We start from the raw sequence: 14,518 nt of genomic DNA on the forward strand, positions 1-14,518 counted from the left end.
TAGGATATCGTGCCGAAAAACTGGACTTGGTTCAGTTTATAAAAAGGACTTGGCTTTTATTTACTTTTAACACAATAACTTAACAGGAGTTAAACTGTTTGCTTTGTTGTCTAGTAAGTTTGGCTTAAGGCAGTTTAGCCCATAGCATATTATATAGAGGATGCACATTATGGCTGATAGTTCGACATCAATTGAAACCCCACTTGTGGACAGCTTGTCTCACGCAGAGAAGTGGTTAACAAATAATTCAGATCTATTTATCCAATATGGCGTAAATATTATTTCAGCACTGATAATTTTATTTATTGGTAACCTTGTTGTTAAAGCCGTAGCGAACAGCGTGTCCAAGGTTCTTGAGAAGAAGAAGATGGACCGAGCCGTTGTTGAGTTTATCCACGGTTTAGTTCGTTACTTGTTGTTTGTTATTGTCTTAATTGCTGCTCTTGGTCGCTTAGGTGTTCAAACTGCATCTGTAGTCGCTGTAATTGGTGCGGCAGGTTTAGCTGTAGGTCTTGCGCTGCAAGGCTCACTATCTAATTTTGCTGCTGGTGTACTTATCGTTGCGTTCCGTCCATTTAAGTCTGGTGACTATGTGGAAATTGGTGGTGTAGCAGGTTCGGTTGATTCAATTCAGATCTTCCAAACGGTTCTAACAACGCCAGATAACAAAATGGTAGTGGTGCCAAATGGTAGCGTTATCGGTAGCCCAATTACAAACTACTCTCGTCATAATACTCGTCGTATTGATTTGATGATTGGTGTTTCTTACAATGCTGATCTTCAGAAGACAAAAGCACTACTGACTAAGATCTGTGAATCTGATGAACGTATATTAAAAACGCCAGGTGTGAAAGTTGGTGTCCATACGCTAGCTGATTCTTCAGTAAACTTTGTAGTTCGTCCATGGGTTAAAACTGCAGAGTATTGGGATGTTTACTTCGACCTGATGCAAGAAATCAAAGAAGGCTTGGATAAAGAAGGTATCGAAATTCCATTCCCGCAAATGGATGTACACATGAATAAAGTAGAAGCTTAATTTCTAGTTAGTTTTTTATAGCTATAAGCTTTTATAAGGAAAGGCGGATAACTTAGGTTATCCGCCTTTTTTGTGGGTTCTCAATATTAACCCTTCTACTCGTTAATCGTTCTTATCGTTTACTGCCTTAATGCTCAGCTTTCTTTTTTGATTAGACATCGGCCACAATGATGTTTTCAACATCGCATATAAGGGCTTCCTTACTTCTTGCCCTCCCAAAATCGCCAATAAACATAAACCGTTGGGAATCAGAATTATCATCAGTAGTGGTCGAAGTAGGTAAGAGAAGCAAAAGATCGTGGGCAGAAAAATCAGTACTTGTCCCAGTCGGTTTAAAATATTCATCATGTCCGTATCTCCAAAATTATATTGAGCATGCTCATTTTTATAATTGAGCGCGCTCAATTTGTCAAATTAAAGCACTAAGAGTATGATCAAGCTTGATTTGAGAAGGGTGTATTTTCGTGAGTAAGAGAGAGATAACGAAACAGAAGATCTTAGCGTCTGCTTGGGAGTTGTTTAGGGAGAATGGTTATGACAACACCACAACTCGTCAGATCGCTCGTCACGCGAGTGTGGCTGATGGCACGGTGTTTAGTCATTTTGAAACCAAGTTGACGATTCTGCGAGAAGGGATGCTATCGCAGTTGGAAAAGATTGGTCAGGAAGTGTTAGCCACTGAGCAAGATAAGTGTACTGTGGATGTTGGGATCTCGCTGATTGAACGCTACTACCGCTATTATTTTGATAATGTTGAGTTAAGTCGAGCGTTACTCAAAGAGGTCATTTGGGATCTAGACTATTACCGCACCTTTGATCAGGCACTCTTTCAGACGGTTAATGTCGGTGTATCTATTTCTGAAAAAATGCCATTGATTATTGATAGCTATTTCATGACCTTGATAAAGCACTTGAGCCAGTCTGAACCAAGCCTTGAAGCTGCGCTGAGTGAACTGAACAATAAAATTCGAGTCATTCTAGAGTAGCTTCATTATATTATTGGGTCACTTACGGCATGTCTGGCTTGGTCGGTAATCTCGGTTCTTTAAGCGGTTAACCAGTACTGTTCAATCAGCCCATTAACGAGCACAAGTGCAATGGCAAACATTATGGTTGCGACTGCGATATCGATACCTTTCTTAACATTCGGTTTAGATAGCGTTGGACCTAGCTTTGCTGCGCCCAATGACAAAGAGTAAAACCAAACGAACGAAGCCAAGATAGTCCCCATAGCAAAAGCAATTCTGTCGTTACCTTCAAACTGCCCGCCAATCGAACCAAGAATCACTACGGTATCCAAATAGAGGTGTGGGTTTAATACGGTAACCGCCAATGCACCCAAAATAACGGTGCGCTTACCACGAGCCAGTATCTCCCCTTTTGACTCCTCGTTTGAGGGCGCTTTAAAGGCACTGCGTAGCGACAACAAACCATACACGGTTAGAAAAGCGATACCGCCTAACGTTACTGAGGTGAGTAGCAACTCGTTTTGCGACAAAATCGCACCGCCACCAAAAATACCCAATGAGATAAACAGAGTGTCGAGCAGGCTACAAATTGTCGCAGTGGTTAAATGATGGTTGCGCTTTATCCCTTGATTTAAGACGTACGCATTTTGAGCGCCAATAGGGATAATCATGCTTGCCCCTAGACCAAAACCTTGTAATAAAACCCAAAAACTCATTTTAACCTCCACTGATTTAACGATATTTACGTGCTATATGGCGAAGATACTCTGACTTTTTAAATAAGTATAATTAATGATTTTAATCTATTATTAGAGTTGCTAATGTTATGTTGAGTTAGCTCAAAAAGGAAGCAAATTGATGCGTGGATTGGATTATAAGTGGATAGAAGCACTGGATGCTGTGGTGAAACAACGGAGCTTCGAAAGGGCTGCGGAGCAGTTATATATCTCCCAGTCTGCGGTGTCTCAACGTATCAAACAACTGGAAAAGTGGCTAGCTCAACCTGCTTTGGTGAGAGAAAACCCGCCAAGGCCAACCCCTGCGGGTAAAAAGTTATTGGGTTTGTATCGCCGGGTTCGTTTGTTAGAGCACGAATTTGTCCCTGAATTAATGAATGAAGATGGTCATCATCCTCTGTCTATATCGATAGCAACCAACGCAGATAGTTTGGCGACATGGCTGTTACCAGCATTATCGGATGTGATGAGGTCTCGCCAAGTGGAACTGAACCTCGCGATTCATGGTGAGGCGAGAACCATTGATAAGATAAAAAGCGGTGAGGTTGCCGGCGCGATCAGTTTGGAGTCTCAAGCGATTCCAGGCTGCAGTGCTGATTATCTTGGCAGAATGGATTATGTATGTGTGGCGAGCCCTGACTTCCATCAGCGCTATTTTTCTGAGGGCGTAAACTACGCTACATTAAGCAAGGCACCAGCGGTCTCTTATGACCAATACGATGACCTGCATAAGAAGTTTCTGCATGACCATTTTAACGTACCAAGAGACAGTGTGATCAATCATACAGTAGGTAGCTCAGAAGCGTTTGTGCGTTTGGCTTTATCAGGTGTTGCCTACTGTTTGATCCCTCGATTGCAGATCATTGATGAGTTAGAGTCTGGGGCATTGATTGATATCACGCCTGGTTTTCTGCTGTCTTATCGCATCTACTGGCACCACTGGCAGTTAGAAAGTGGGGTGCTCAAAGAGATATCTCAAGCGATATTAAGTTATGCTCACAACCACTTGTCTCAGTAATCTGTCGATTTTTTCATCGTCAATGTTCTGTTAGAAATGAGATGTTAGGATTGGCTAAACGACAAATTGCTCTATGATGAAAGTACATTTGCTTAGCACAGGTCTACCTAATGAAGTTTGCACCAAAGATGTTAGTAACGTCTCTTACTCTTACTGCAGCGTTGAGTGCTGTGAGTTTTCCATCATTGGCAAACTCTCCCTCTTTTCCGCATATTTCAACGACGGGCTATGGTGAAGTAGTTGCGACACCTAATATGGCAACATTTTCTGTTAGAGTCGTAGAATCGACGATGACGGCTGAACAGGCAAAAAAAACCGTTGATAAAGTTGTAACGGGTTTCCTCAACAAGCTGCATCACGCAGGCGTCAAGGAAGAGAGTGTACACAGCTCTAATCTCTATCTGTCTCCTCAGTACCATTACCCTAAAGATGGCAAGCCTGAGCTAGTTGGCTATAGAGCTTCACGTAACGTGACGGTTCAAGTGAACGATTTAGCTAACTTAAATGAGTACATGGATATTGCTATTGGGCAGGGTATTAATCAGATCGATAATATTCAGCTTCAGGTTCGTGACGAAGCTAAGTACCAAGAACAAGCGCGCTTAGAAGCAATTAAAGATGCAAGGTTGAAAGCTAAGTCGCTAGCGAGTGGTTTTGAACGTGAGTTAGGTGATGTATGGCGTGTAGATTACAACGCACAATCTTCTCAGCCCGTGCTAATGCGCTCAATGGCGATGGATGCGAGAACAGAGTCGAACTCTTATGAAGATTCAACGATCACTATCCGCGATCGTGTTAATGTGATCTATCAACTAGAAGAATAGGGAACACACATCTGAGAGGTATTAGATCACTATGATCTAATTACCTACGATAGGCCAAATACTAAAAAGGCTCTCATTATGAGAGCCTTTTTACTAATTATCGAGTTTGATGATTAGTGAAGTAGACGAGCGCGGATTGTGCCTTCGATCTCTTTCAGTTTAGCCAGTGCTTCTTCTGAACGATTTGCTTCTACATCAATAACCACATAACCCATATCTGCCGCCGTCTGTAAGTACTGACCTGCGATGTTGATGCCTTCTTCTGCGAAGATGGTGTTGATCTGAGTTAGAATGCCAGGACGGTTTTCGTGGATATGGAGCAAGCGAGACGTTCCAGTATGCAATGGCAGTGATACTTCTGGGAAGTTAACACTTGATAGCGTTGAGCCGTTATCAGAGTATTTCGCTAGCTTACCTGCTACTTCTACACCAATATTCTCTTGTGCTTCTTGTGTTGAACCACCTACGTGAGGAGTCAAGATGACATTGTCGAACTGCATTAATGGAGACTCAAATGGGTCTGCATTGGTTTTTGGTTCTGTTGGGAAAACGTCGATCGCTGCACCAGCAAGGTGACCAGAATCTAGAGCACCACACAGAGCAGGGATATCAACCACAGTGCCACGTGCCGCATTAATAAAGATAGAGCCAGGCTTCATTCGCTCGAACTCTTCTTTCCCCATCATGTTCTTAGTTTCTTTGGTTTCAGGTATGTGCAAAGAGATCACGTCGCACTTGTTTAGCAATTCAGTCATGGTATGAACTTGCGTTGCGTTACCCAAAGACAGTTTGTTCTCGATGTCATAGAAGTAAACTCGCATCCCAAGATTTTCCGCAATAATACCCAGTTGAGTACCAATGTGACCGTAGCCAATAATACCTAAACGCTTACCACGAGCTTCGTAAGAGTTATCTGCACTCTTCTTCCAAATGCCACGGTGAGCGAGAGCGTTCTTTTCTGGGATACCACGTAATAGTAATAAAATCTGACCAAGAACCAATTCAGCAACACTTCGTGTATTTGAGAATGGCGCATTGAATACAGGAATACCGCGCTTCGCCGCAGCTTGAAGGTTTACTTGGTTTGTACCGATACAGAAGCAGCCGACAGCAACAAGCTTTTCAGCCGCATCAATAACTTCTTGAGAGATGTTTGTGCGAGAACGAATACCAATGAAGTGAACATCTTTAACAGCCTCAAGAAGCTCATCTTCTGGTAATGAGCCTTTATGATACTCAATATTGGTATAACCAGCGGCTTGCAGTACTTCTACAGAAGAAGGGTGAAGACCTTCTAGAAGTAGAATTTTTATTTTGTCTTTTTCCAGTGAAACTTTGGCCATTGTTCTCGTCCTTAAAGTGGAAAGGTGGGGCAAATGCGGCGCACGTGCAACAAAATGGCTGAGAGGGGAACTAATTCACCATTTTGTCAGGAGACAAACGTTTTCCTTGTGCGTCTTCTGAACAATAAAGTAACAAAAAAAAAATGTTTTGGGTAAGAAAATTACGGAATAAGACATAATTTTACGGGTACAAAGCAAAAAAACGGCGCCCTTGGGCACCGTATGTAATGAAGTAACAGAAAAACTCAATCTCTTGGTATTTATTCTTCTATTTTTGCACCTTCAGGCGTGCCAGTGATCACCACATCTGCGCCGCGGTGAGCAAACAGACCAACTGTAACTACACCAGCGATAGCATTGATATTATCTTCTAATTGTTTTGGGTTTTCGATCGCCATGCCGTACACGTCTAGGATCATGTTACCGTTATCTGTTGTGCAACCGTCGCGGTAAACTGGGTCACCACCAAGTTTCACTAGCTCGCGAGCTACGTATGAGCGTGCCATTGGAATAACTTCAACAGGAAGAGGGAATTTGCCCAAAACATCAACCGCTTTCGTGCCATCTACGATACAAATAAACTTGTCTGAGATAGCCGCTACGATTTTTTCACGAGTCAAAGCAGCACCGCCGCCTTTGATCATGTCGCGTGAAGCGTTAATTTCATCTGCACCATCAACGTAAACGTCTAGTTTGAATACGTCATTACACTCAAATACTTTGATTTCTAGCGCTTCTAGTTTTTCAGTAGAGGCTACAGAGCTTGAAACCGCACCTTTGATTTTGTCTTTCATTGTGCCAAGTGCGTCGATGAAGTGATTTACTGTTGAGCCAGTACCTACACCGACAATGCTGCCTTCTTCAACATATTGAAGTGCTGCCCAGCCAGCCGCTTTTTTCATTTCATCTTGAGTCATGCCATTCTCCTGAATAAGGTCTTGCGCTTTGAATTAATCGTTCGCGTATTGAAGTTAACGTTTATATCTTGAGGTTAACGTTTGCGGCGCGATTATAGCGCTTTAATAGTTGTTTTCCCATTGCCAAGTTTTACTCGGAGTCACTATTTTAGGTAAAGGAATGTCCCATTCTTCAATCGGTAGGGAATCAACATGCTGGCAATCATGAGCCAAACCAATTGGCGTTGCACCTTCGCCAGTTTCAAACCATTGAGCCAAAGTACGATCATAATATCCGCCGCCCATGCCTAAGCGATGCCCTTGAGAGTCAAAGCCCACCAGTGGTGTAAGAATAAGGTCGAGTTGTTGGCACGGCTTAACGAGCAATTGATTGAGCTGAGGTTCGACAATGCCGTATTTATTCAAAACCGTGGGTGTGGTTGGCGAGTAGTGCAGGAACAGCAGATGTCCGGCAGAGAAAGGGTGCAATACTGGTAAATAAGTTTGCTTACCTTGCGCCCATAACCATTCGACTAAAGGCTGAGTATCGAGTTCGCCATCAATCGAAATATAAAGAGCAATATGCTGAGCAGACTGAATATCATCAAGCTGCATGCACTGCTTAACGAGGTCTAAACCGGATTGAGTTTGTTGTTCGCCAGATAAGGCATTGCGTTTGATACGGATCTGTTTGCGAAATTCGCTGCGTGTGAGCGTCTTCATAAGAAGGGATACCCCAAAGTGCCGTTGAGAATAGATGGCCCTTGAACCAGCGAGTTCAAGGCGGGTCAGCAATGATTACCGTAGGCTTCTCGGTCGGGCCGAGCATGCTCAATAGCATTCAAGTACTAACCCTTAGGGATTGCTTATCGGCTCGGGGACGTGAATCCTCTGACAAACACTCCAGGGTAAATTTTGTGTACGCTATTGCTGTCCGTGCTTAACTTTACTGAGAACATCCGAAAGTGATGTCGTGAGCTGTTCCATGCGCTCGGTCAGTGCGTTTTGTTCATCATTTGCTTCAAACTTCTTGGTTTGTAATTCGTAGCAAATGTTCAGAGCTGCGATAGTCAGCAGCTTTACTTCATTGGTTACCTTAGTACGTTCAGCCATCTCTTTCAATCGATTATCGAGATCGGCCGCCGCTGCAATCAATGACTCTTCTTGCCCTGGTGGACAATTCACACGAGTCAGTTTTCCTAATATTTCAACGTCTACCGCTTGATTACTCATGATGGATGAACTCTTTAACGCGCTATTTTAAGGCTGTTGCTCTTTGCCATTTTTTGAGAAAGAAAAAGTGCAAGTACCGATGAGGAAGCAATCTCCTCTGAGGGAGAAACTATAGGTAAACCGCTATTAAGATTCAAGCTTTTCAGAGTGACTGTTTGTAAATGAGAGCTTGAGCACACAGTAATTCAGCAAATTGAACAATTGCTAGTCAGTCACTCTTCAATTGCTAGGGATCGACGCTTACCAGAATTGGGGTGAAGTGGTACGATTATACTATCGATATAAAGAATAACTGAGCGAGCTATCTGATGAGCGAAACTACTTTACCTGACTACCTAACGGTTGCGACTGAACTTCAATCGGCAAGTCTAGCCGTTACCCCTGCTGAGATGCATGGTTTATTAACGGGTATGTTAAGCGGAGGCTTAAACCTTGCAGATAAAAGCTGGCAACCATTGATCTTCGATTACACCAACGAAGGTATGGGCTGGCCAGATCGCGCGTTAACTTTAGCGGAAGCAACACTGAAAGTAACAACCAGCGAAATTACAGGCTCAGGCATGGAGCTGTCTATGTTATTGCCGGATGAGGACGCAAGCGCGAGTATTTTTGATCTGGCTGACGGCGTATCTGATTGGATTAATCATTTTATTTCAGGCTTGGGTCTTGTTGGCGCTCAATTAAACAAAGCGTCTGATGGCGCTAAAGAAGCGTTGGCGGATCTTGAAGAGATGGCGAAGCTAGGCATTGACGAGGAAGATGATCTGGAAGAGCAAGCGCAGCTTCTAGAGCACGTTATTGAGCACGTAAAAGCGTGTGCACTAACGATTCATGCTGAATTTGGTGCACGCCCATCTGAAGATGCGGCGCCAACCATTCACTAATCGTTTGTCGATTTGAGGTTATGATGGCTCAGTATGATGTTGTAATTGCGGGTGGCGCAATGGCGGGGACAACTTTAGCCCTTGCTCTGAATCACCTAAGCCAAGGTTCGCTATCGATTGCGGTTGTTGAACCTTATCAGGTTGATCATCAAGCTCACCCAGGGTTTGATTCTCGTTCGATTGCTTTGTCTTATGGCACGGTACAGATTCTCGATTCATTGCGCTTGTGGCAATCTATCGCTTCCGTGGCTTCTCCGATTAAAGATATCCATGTATCGGATAGAGGCCATGCCGGAATGACGGATATCTACAGTGAAGAACTGGCTGTAGATGCACTTGGCTATGTGGTCGAGTTAGCGGATGTTGGTCGAGTTTATCAGCAGAAGCTGGAATCAGAAGCGGCAATTACGATGTTGTGTCCTGATTCGGTTGCGAAAATCGAGCGCAGTGAATCACTGACGACTGTCGACCTCAATAGTGGACAAACCATTACGGCTAAGTTATTAGTTGCGGCCGACGGTGCAATTTCAACCTGTTGTCAGCAACTTAATATCCCATTGAGTGAGCATGACTTTGAACAAGTCGCTGTGATTGCCAATATCGTGGCTAGCGAACCCCATCAAGGCCGCGCATTTGAGCGTTTTACTCATCATGGGCCAGTTGCTCTACTGCCGATGAGCGATAATCGTTTGTCTCTGGTTTGGTGTATGCCGCCGGACCAAGCCGATAAAGTCATGACTTTTAACGACAACGAATTCCTTGAGCAGCTTCAGTGTGACTTTGGTTGGCGACTGGGTCGATTAGAGAAGGTTGGTAAGCGTGCTAGCTACCCATTGCTTCTTCGCCATCGACAGCAGAACGTGTCACATCGATTCGCCATTGTTGGTAATGCAGCGCAAACGCTTCACCCCATTGCCGGTCAAGGCTTTAATCTAGGTATCCGAGATGTGGCTTCCTTGGCTGAAGAGTTGTGTTGTCAGTTGGATGATGTAGGCCGTTACACAGGTCTTGTTAACTTTAGAAAGCGTAGAGAACAAGACAGAGACGCAACGATCACGCTGACATCAAGTCTCGTTCATCTGTTCTCAAACGAATTTTTAACCGCTCGTATCGGGCGTAATCTGGGGTTAGCTGTCATGGATAACCTTCCACCACTTAAAGGTCCACTTTTGCGTCATACGCTTGGCCTAGTAGAAAGATAAGGTAATAAATAATGATGCAAAGTGTTGATATCGCGATTGTTGGTGGTGGCATGGTTGGCCTAGCGCTCGCGGCTGCGTTGAAAGACAGTGATCTAAGAATTGCCGTGATTGAGGGCAAAGCACCTAGCGAAGGCCTGAACGAATTGCCGGATGTTCGAGTATCGGCTCTGAGTCGTTCGAGCGAATCGATTCTGCGTAATTTAGGTGCTTGGCAAGGCATTGAACAAAGACGCGCCGCACCTTATCAAGCGATGGAAGTGTGGGAGCAAGACAGCTTCGCTCGTATCGAGTTTGACTCAACACGCTTGGCACAGCCTAACCTAGGCCATATTGTTGAAAATCGAGTGATTCAATTAGCGTTGCTTGATCAGGTTAAGAAGCAGGACAACGTAAGCCTCTACATGCCAGCGACATGCAAAACGATGGCGATCGGTGAAAGTGAAGCTTGGTTAACATTAGACAATGGTCAAGCGCTGACAGCTAAGTTAGTTGTTGGAGCGGACGGCGCAAACTCTTGGGTTCGTAAACAACAAGATATTCCGCTGACGCATTGGGATTACGGTCACAGTGCGATTGTCGCCAACATTAAAACAACAGAGCCGCACCACAGTGTTGCTCGTCAAATATTCACACCCCAAGGCCCACTGGCATTCTTACCAATGCAGCCGGGCAACATGAGCTCGATTGTTTGGTCTACCGAACCTAATCGTGCCGAGAATCTTGTGTCCATGTCGGATGCTGAATTCAATAAACAACTAACGGCAGAGTTCGATTCGAAGCTTGGATTATGCGAAGTGGTTGGTGACCGTTTTGCCTTCCCACTGCGGATGCGTTATGCACGTGACTTTGCGGTAGAGCGTGTGGCTTTGGTTGGTGATGCTGCTCATACTATTCATCCATTAGCAGGGCAGGGCGTTAACCTTGGCCTATTAGATGCTGCAAGTTTAGCGCAAGAGTTGTTAAAGCTGTGGGCCGCTGGCGAGGACATTGGTGCCAAGCGCAACCTACGCAGTTATGAGCGCTGGAGAAAAGCAGAAGCGGCGAAGATGATTGCTTCCATGCAGGGCTTTAAAGATCTGTTTGAAGGCGACAATCCAGCGAAGAAGCTGATTCGTGGCATTGGTATGAAACTGGCCGGCCAACTACCTGGTGCGAAAGATGAAATAATGAAGCGGGCACTTGGTCTATCAGGAAATCTTCCTGAGTTAGCGAAGCGTCCAGTGACTCATCGGTAGTCGTTCAATGCTCTCACCTGAACTAACGCCAGAGAGTAACTCTCAGCGTCATGAGTACGAAAAAAGGGTTGGCACATGCCAACCCTTTTTGTTTTGAATTCTTTAGATAATCAGATTAGGCGTAAGCACAGCGCAGCTTCATGATTTCACTATTTATTTCTTTCACCGTTTGAAAGTGGCGTTTCTCTGCTCGATCTGGCAGGACTAGCTTGCCGTTATCAAACTCAAATTTCCCGACGCCGTAAATGTAGATTCGTCCTTTGAAAAGTCGACTTACATGTTTAGCAATCATACTCGGTGTATAGCGCTTAAACAGTCTCATTCTTAATTATCCTTATATTTACTTAGCCTGCATATTATAGAAAAACTCCGAGATCATAATTGTGATAAGAATGGAGTAATACGCAGTCGGTTTGACGTTAATTAGATATTTGTGCTGTTCGAAGCACTTTCTTCAGTAAATATCTTTTTTTACGTGAGCTCCTCCCCAAAATAATGCTGAGTAGTGAACTGCCGTAAACTTTCCTGTCCGGTATTAAGCAGTGACAATGTTACAAATATAAGAATAGGCGGGATTTTTTTGTTTGTGTAATCAAATTGTAAATTTTGGACAAAAAAAAGCCCGTCTAAAACGGGCGAATAGTCACAGATGCATTACACAAAAGTGGATACTGATATTACTCAGTGGATTCACTTATACTGATTACCTAAAGGCTAGTCAGCAAAATTACAATAACGTAAATCTTATCTTTTGACTACTTATGCTTTTATTTTGATTAACTATTTATTTATGGCGTGTTCTTCTTATGATGAAGCTCACACTAAAAATGTACTCAATGAAATAATAGGATGAAGTTTGCGATCTATGACGCGAACGAGAGGATCATCGACTGATGTCTGCAACGATCGGTACGCATAGGGCCATAAGATCATTGAGTTCCATTGCTACACCAGCCATTCGATCACCTGAGCTAATAGTCACGGTTGAGTTGTTCTGAATGGAAGGATCAAAAATGATCGGCATATGTCTTTTTAGGACTAGAGGGCCAACACATCCAACTTTAAAGCCGGTGATGGCCTCAACATCATTGAGTGATACGCAGGTCATTCGGCGGTAATTCAGTAGCGAACGTACTTTCTTGGGGTCGACAGAGCGATTACCAGTAGTACAAGCCAACGCATACTGGTTACCCATATCTTTCAGCAGGATGCACTTCACCATTTGAGAGGTGTCGATACCTCGTTCTTGTGCTGTTTCTTCGATGCTGGTGGTTGGTTTGCTTTGCATCAGCAGGCGATAGTTCACCTGCTGTTGATCCAGCCATTGTGTAATCGGTGTTTCCACGTGATTACTCTTCGTCGAGGCTATAAGGCAATGGTAGGATGTTCCACGTTTGATCAGGTTGTGCAGTCAATCGAAGCTGAACATCGTCATCAAGGTTGTTTGGTAACACCATCAAACCAATCGCTTGGTTATCAGAAAATTGATATACGTTTAAGAGTCGGCCAGCACTACGCCAGTTCTCACCAACGCTACGCTCTAGTTCAATAGGACTTTCTAGAGACAACACGTCCGCTGTTGTGCCTGAAACAATACGCATCTCACGTTTGTTCATGCCACGATACTTGGCGCGAGCTACGGTTTCTTGACCTGTGTAACAACCCTTTGAAAAGCTAATGCCGCCAAGAGCATGTAGGTTCAATGCTTGCGGGATGTGTTCGTTTTGCTCTGCTTTCGATAGATTAGGCTGAGCATCAAGAATCTCATGATACTGCCATAACGCCTCTGATACTTTTTCCGCAGTGCTGCTTGATACCAAGGCTTCAGCGGCTTCTTCTGTAACAAGCAGAGCCCAACGGTTGTCTGATACTAAGACGGCTGTGCCGCCAGAGATAGCACGCACATTGCCTTGGCTTTCTGAAATAGAATCAATGTATTGATTCGCAGACGCCCCCATCACACCGATAACAACGTCAGACGTTTGTTCGATATCGACCTTAGAGAATACGGCATACTTCTTGATTTCAACTAATTCGATCTCAATAGCAGATTTAGGTTGCATGAGTGCGTAGCCACCATTGTGGTGGAATAAACGAAAGATGCTCCATACCTTTCCTTTTGCATCGCAGTGCGCGCCTAATGTGGATTCATCACTAGGAAGAGTGACGACATCACATGTAATTTGACCTTGCAAGTATGATTTTTTGTCATCGCCTACCATGGTAATGGCACTCCAGTCAGACACGTGTGTCATCATTAGTTCTGGAAGCGAATCATTTTGTGTATGAGCGAGCGGCTGAAATGTATTTTTCCAATCCATATTATCTTTCCTAAGAATTTTGTTTTCCTCTATGTTAATCCGGTTCTGTTTCTTTGTCAGCCTAGGTTTTTTTGTGAGCTTAGATAGGGACTGTGACTCACATAGTAGTTGCAGGGCGCCTGACTTGTTACACTCTGAGAAAGCAAAATTATAGGTGAGGATAGCCAATGTACACTGCAGAGCAGAAAGCACGAATTAAATGGGGTTGCCGTCGGGGCATGTTAGAACTTGATGTTGTCATCATGCCATTTTTTGAAGAGTGTTTTGATTCATTGCAAGAGCAGGAGCAGCGCGAGTTTGTTTCTCTACTAGAGTGTGATGATCCAGATCTGTTTACTTGGGTAATGGGACATGGACGCAGTGAGAACTTAGGTCACGCATCAATGGTTGATAAAATTGTCGCACATAACCTCAGCAAGGTTCGTTAAGCTTCAGCTTAACCCTTCATATTCAGCATCATTCGCAAAAGGCACTATTTTTGGGTGCCTTTTGTTTTTCATTGTTCTTTCTTCCATTCCGCTCGTTATTAGCCTCTATTGCTTGCCTTTAATGATCAACTTGTTTCGAACAAATAATGTGATATTGAATTCCGCTTATGGGCATTTTGATTATAAAGACGATGGTGAGATAAAGCTGAATGACCAACGTTATAAATTAAAGTCCGTTGACAAAGCCTGGGCACAGTTCTTTGTCAAACTGCAATTCGAGTGTGGACACTCTGTCTTACTATGGCGAGACAGCTGTCGTGAGCGTGAGTATCGTCATTTTCTGGCACTCTTACAACGAGAGCGCTAGATGAAAAAAGGAGCACTTGCTCCTTT

Annotated in this window: 17 protein-coding genes and 1 other RNA gene; 9 read left to right on the forward strand and 9 right to left on the reverse strand. The window is 43.9% G+C overall.

Annotation, left to right across the window (positions count from 1 at the left end; genetic code table 11):
* The first annotated feature begins 169 nt into the window (after positions 1 to 169).
* Together mscS and OCV24_RS02325 are read left to right on the forward strand one after the other, a co-directional pair.
* Positions 170 to 1,036: a small-conductance mechanosensitive channel MscS gene (gene mscS, locus OCV24_RS02320; protein ID WP_017056545.1), complete on the forward strand. Its 867-nt coding sequence runs from the start codon at positions 170 to 172 to the stop codon at positions 1,034 to 1,036.
* A gap of 464 nt (positions 1,037 to 1,500) precedes the next feature.
* Positions 1,501 to 2,022, forward strand: a complete 522-nt coding sequence (locus OCV24_RS02325) for a TetR/AcrR family transcriptional regulator (RefSeq protein ID WP_150878389.1) — start codon at positions 1,501 to 1,503, stop codon at positions 2,020 to 2,022.
* 59 nt (positions 2,023 to 2,081) lie between these two features.
* Here the strand turns inward: OCV24_RS02325 and OCV24_RS02330 are convergent, their stop codons facing one another.
* Positions 2,082 to 2,720 (reverse strand): LysE/ArgO family amino acid transporter, encoded by a 639-nt coding sequence (locus OCV24_RS02330; protein WP_017056548.1) that lies wholly within the window; start codon positions 2,718 to 2,720, stop codon positions 2,082 to 2,084.
* A gap of 142 nt (positions 2,721 to 2,862) precedes the next feature.
* Between OCV24_RS02330 and OCV24_RS02335 the strand changes: the two genes are divergently transcribed.
* Positions 2,863 to 3,759, forward strand: coding sequence for a LysR family transcriptional regulator ArgP (locus OCV24_RS02335; RefSeq protein ID WP_150878387.1), 897 nt, complete (start codon positions 2,863 to 2,865; stop codon positions 3,757 to 3,759).
* A 110-nt stretch (positions 3,760 to 3,869) separates the two neighbouring features.
* A complete protein-coding gene (locus OCV24_RS02340; protein ID WP_017056550.1) occupies positions 3,870 to 4,583 on the forward strand; it encodes an oxidative stress defense protein in 714 nt (237 codons plus the stop codon).
* A gap of 113 nt (positions 4,584 to 4,696) precedes the next feature.
* Here the strand turns inward: OCV24_RS02340 and serA are convergent, their stop codons facing one another.
* The 5 genes from serA to zapA form a co-directional block, all read right to left on the reverse strand.
* Complete coding sequence (gene serA, locus OCV24_RS02345; protein ID WP_017056551.1) at positions 4,697 to 5,926, reverse strand: phosphoglycerate dehydrogenase; 1,230 nt, start codon at positions 5,924 to 5,926, stop codon at positions 4,697 to 4,699.
* A 260-nt stretch (positions 5,927 to 6,186) separates the two neighbouring features.
* The gene (gene rpiA, locus OCV24_RS02350; RefSeq protein ID WP_046223277.1) at positions 6,187 to 6,843 is read right to left on the reverse strand and encodes a ribose-5-phosphate isomerase RpiA; all 657 of its coding nucleotides are present in this window, start codon (positions 6,841 to 6,843) and stop codon (positions 6,187 to 6,189) included.
* A gap of 102 nt (positions 6,844 to 6,945) precedes the next feature.
* Positions 6,946 to 7,545: a 5-formyltetrahydrofolate cyclo-ligase gene (locus OCV24_RS02355; protein WP_102508293.1), complete on the reverse strand. Its 600-nt coding sequence runs from the start codon at positions 7,543 to 7,545 to the stop codon at positions 6,946 to 6,948.
* A gap of 6 nt (positions 7,546 to 7,551) precedes the next feature.
* A non-coding RNA gene (ssrS, locus tag OCV24_RS02360) (6S RNA) lies at positions 7,552 to 7,735 on the reverse strand.
* Positions 7,736 to 7,746: 11 nt separating this feature from the next.
* Positions 7,747 to 8,055, reverse strand: coding sequence for a cell division protein ZapA (gene zapA / locus OCV24_RS02365; protein ID WP_004735366.1), 309 nt, complete (start codon positions 8,053 to 8,055; stop codon positions 7,747 to 7,749).
* Positions 8,056 to 8,363: 308 nt separating this feature from the next.
* Here zapA and OCV24_RS02370 point away from each other — a divergent pair, with 308 nt between their 5' ends.
* The 3 genes from OCV24_RS02370 to OCV24_RS02380 are packed head-to-tail and all read left to right on the forward strand — an operon-like array spanning position 8,364 to position 11,376.
* Positions 8,364 to 8,939: a YecA/YgfB family protein gene (locus OCV24_RS02370; protein WP_046223279.1), complete on the forward strand. Its 576-nt coding sequence runs from the start codon at positions 8,364 to 8,366 to the stop codon at positions 8,937 to 8,939.
* Positions 8,940 to 8,962: 23 nt separating this feature from the next.
* On the forward strand, positions 8,963 to 10,141 hold the full coding sequence (gene ubiH / locus OCV24_RS02375; protein ID WP_046223280.1) for a 2-octaprenyl-6-methoxyphenyl hydroxylase: 1,179 nt from the start codon (positions 8,963 to 8,965) through the stop codon (positions 10,139 to 10,141).
* An 11-nt stretch (positions 10,142 to 10,152) separates the two neighbouring features.
* On the forward strand, positions 10,153 to 11,376 hold the full coding sequence (locus tag OCV24_RS02380; RefSeq protein ID WP_017056556.1) for an FAD-dependent 2-octaprenylphenol hydroxylase: 1,224 nt from the start codon (positions 10,153 to 10,155) through the stop codon (positions 11,374 to 11,376).
* Between the two features lie 115 nt (positions 11,377 to 11,491).
* Here the strand turns inward: OCV24_RS02380 and OCV24_RS02385 are convergent, their stop codons facing one another.
* The 3 genes from OCV24_RS02385 to ygfZ form a co-directional block, all read right to left on the reverse strand.
* Entirely contained in the window at positions 11,492 to 11,698 is a 207-nt protein-coding gene (locus OCV24_RS02385; protein ID WP_009847660.1) for a DUF1107 domain-containing protein, read from the reverse strand.
* A gap of 561 nt (positions 11,699 to 12,259) precedes the next feature.
* Positions 12,260 to 12,721: an aminoacyl-tRNA deacylase gene (locus OCV24_RS02390; protein WP_046223283.1), complete on the reverse strand. Its 462-nt coding sequence runs from the start codon at positions 12,719 to 12,721 to the stop codon at positions 12,260 to 12,262.
* 4 nt (positions 12,722 to 12,725) lie between these two features.
* Complete coding sequence (gene ygfZ / locus OCV24_RS02395) at positions 12,726 to 13,697, reverse strand: tRNA-modifying protein YgfZ (protein ID WP_017056558.1); 972 nt, start codon at positions 13,695 to 13,697, stop codon at positions 12,726 to 12,728.
* A gap of 167 nt (positions 13,698 to 13,864) precedes the next feature.
* Here ygfZ and OCV24_RS02400 point away from each other — a divergent pair, with 167 nt between their 5' ends.
* Positions 13,865 to 14,125, forward strand: a complete 261-nt coding sequence (locus OCV24_RS02400) for an FAD assembly factor SdhE (protein ID WP_004735374.1) — start codon at positions 13,865 to 13,867, stop codon at positions 14,123 to 14,125.
* Entirely contained in the window at positions 14,094 to 14,492 is a 399-nt protein-coding gene (locus tag OCV24_RS20770; protein WP_315897552.1) for a protein YgfX, read from the forward strand. The genes OCV24_RS02400 and OCV24_RS20770 overlap by 32 nt, the downstream gene beginning before the upstream one ends.
* The last annotated feature ends 26 nt before the right edge of the window (positions 14,493 to 14,518 follow it).

The organism is Vibrio kanaloae (genome assembly GCF_024347535.1).
Taxonomy (GTDB): Bacteria; Pseudomonadota; Gammaproteobacteria; order Enterobacterales; family Vibrionaceae; genus Vibrio; species Vibrio kanaloae.

Excerpts from the sequence above, each read along its gene's own strand:
- mscS (WP_017056545.1), top strand. The coding sequence starts at position 170 with ATGGCTGATAGTTCGACATCAATTGAAACCCCACTTGTGGACAGCTTG.
- OCV24_RS02330 (WP_017056548.1), bottom strand. The coding sequence starts at position 2,720 with ATGAGTTTTTGGGTTTTATTACAAGGTTTTGGTCTAGGGGCAAGCATG.
- OCV24_RS02335 (WP_150878387.1), top strand. The coding sequence starts at position 2,863 with ATGCGTGGATTGGATTATAAGTGGATAGAAGCACTGGATGCTGTGGTG.
- OCV24_RS02340 (WP_017056550.1), top strand. The coding sequence starts at position 3,870 with ATGAAGTTTGCACCAAAGATGTTAGTAACGTCTCTTACTCTTACTGCA.
- serA (WP_017056551.1), bottom strand. The coding sequence starts at position 5,926 with ATGGCCAAAGTTTCACTGGAAAAAGACAAAATAAAAATTCTACTTCTA.
- rpiA (WP_046223277.1), bottom strand. The coding sequence starts at position 6,843 with ATGACTCAAGATGAAATGAAAAAAGCGGCTGGCTGGGCAGCACTTCAA.
- OCV24_RS02355 (WP_102508293.1), bottom strand. The coding sequence starts at position 7,545 with ATGAAGACGCTCACACGCAGCGAATTTCGCAAACAGATCCGTATCAAA.
- zapA (WP_004735366.1), bottom strand. The coding sequence starts at position 8,055 with ATGAGTAATCAAGCGGTAGACGTTGAAATATTAGGAAAACTGACTCGT.
- OCV24_RS02370 (WP_046223279.1), top strand. The coding sequence starts at position 8,364 with ATGAGCGAAACTACTTTACCTGACTACCTAACGGTTGCGACTGAACTT.
- ubiH (WP_046223280.1), top strand. The coding sequence starts at position 8,963 with ATGGCTCAGTATGATGTTGTAATTGCGGGTGGCGCAATGGCGGGGACA.
- OCV24_RS02380 (WP_017056556.1), top strand. The coding sequence starts at position 10,153 with ATGATGCAAAGTGTTGATATCGCGATTGTTGGTGGTGGCATGGTTGGC.
- OCV24_RS02385 (WP_009847660.1), bottom strand. The coding sequence starts at position 11,698 with ATGAGACTGTTTAAGCGCTATACACCGAGTATGATTGCTAAACATGTA.
- ygfZ (WP_017056558.1), bottom strand. The coding sequence starts at position 13,697 with ATGGATTGGAAAAATACATTTCAGCCGCTCGCTCATACACAAAATGAT.
- OCV24_RS02400 (WP_004735374.1), top strand. The coding sequence starts at position 13,865 with ATGTACACTGCAGAGCAGAAAGCACGAATTAAATGGGGTTGCCGTCGG.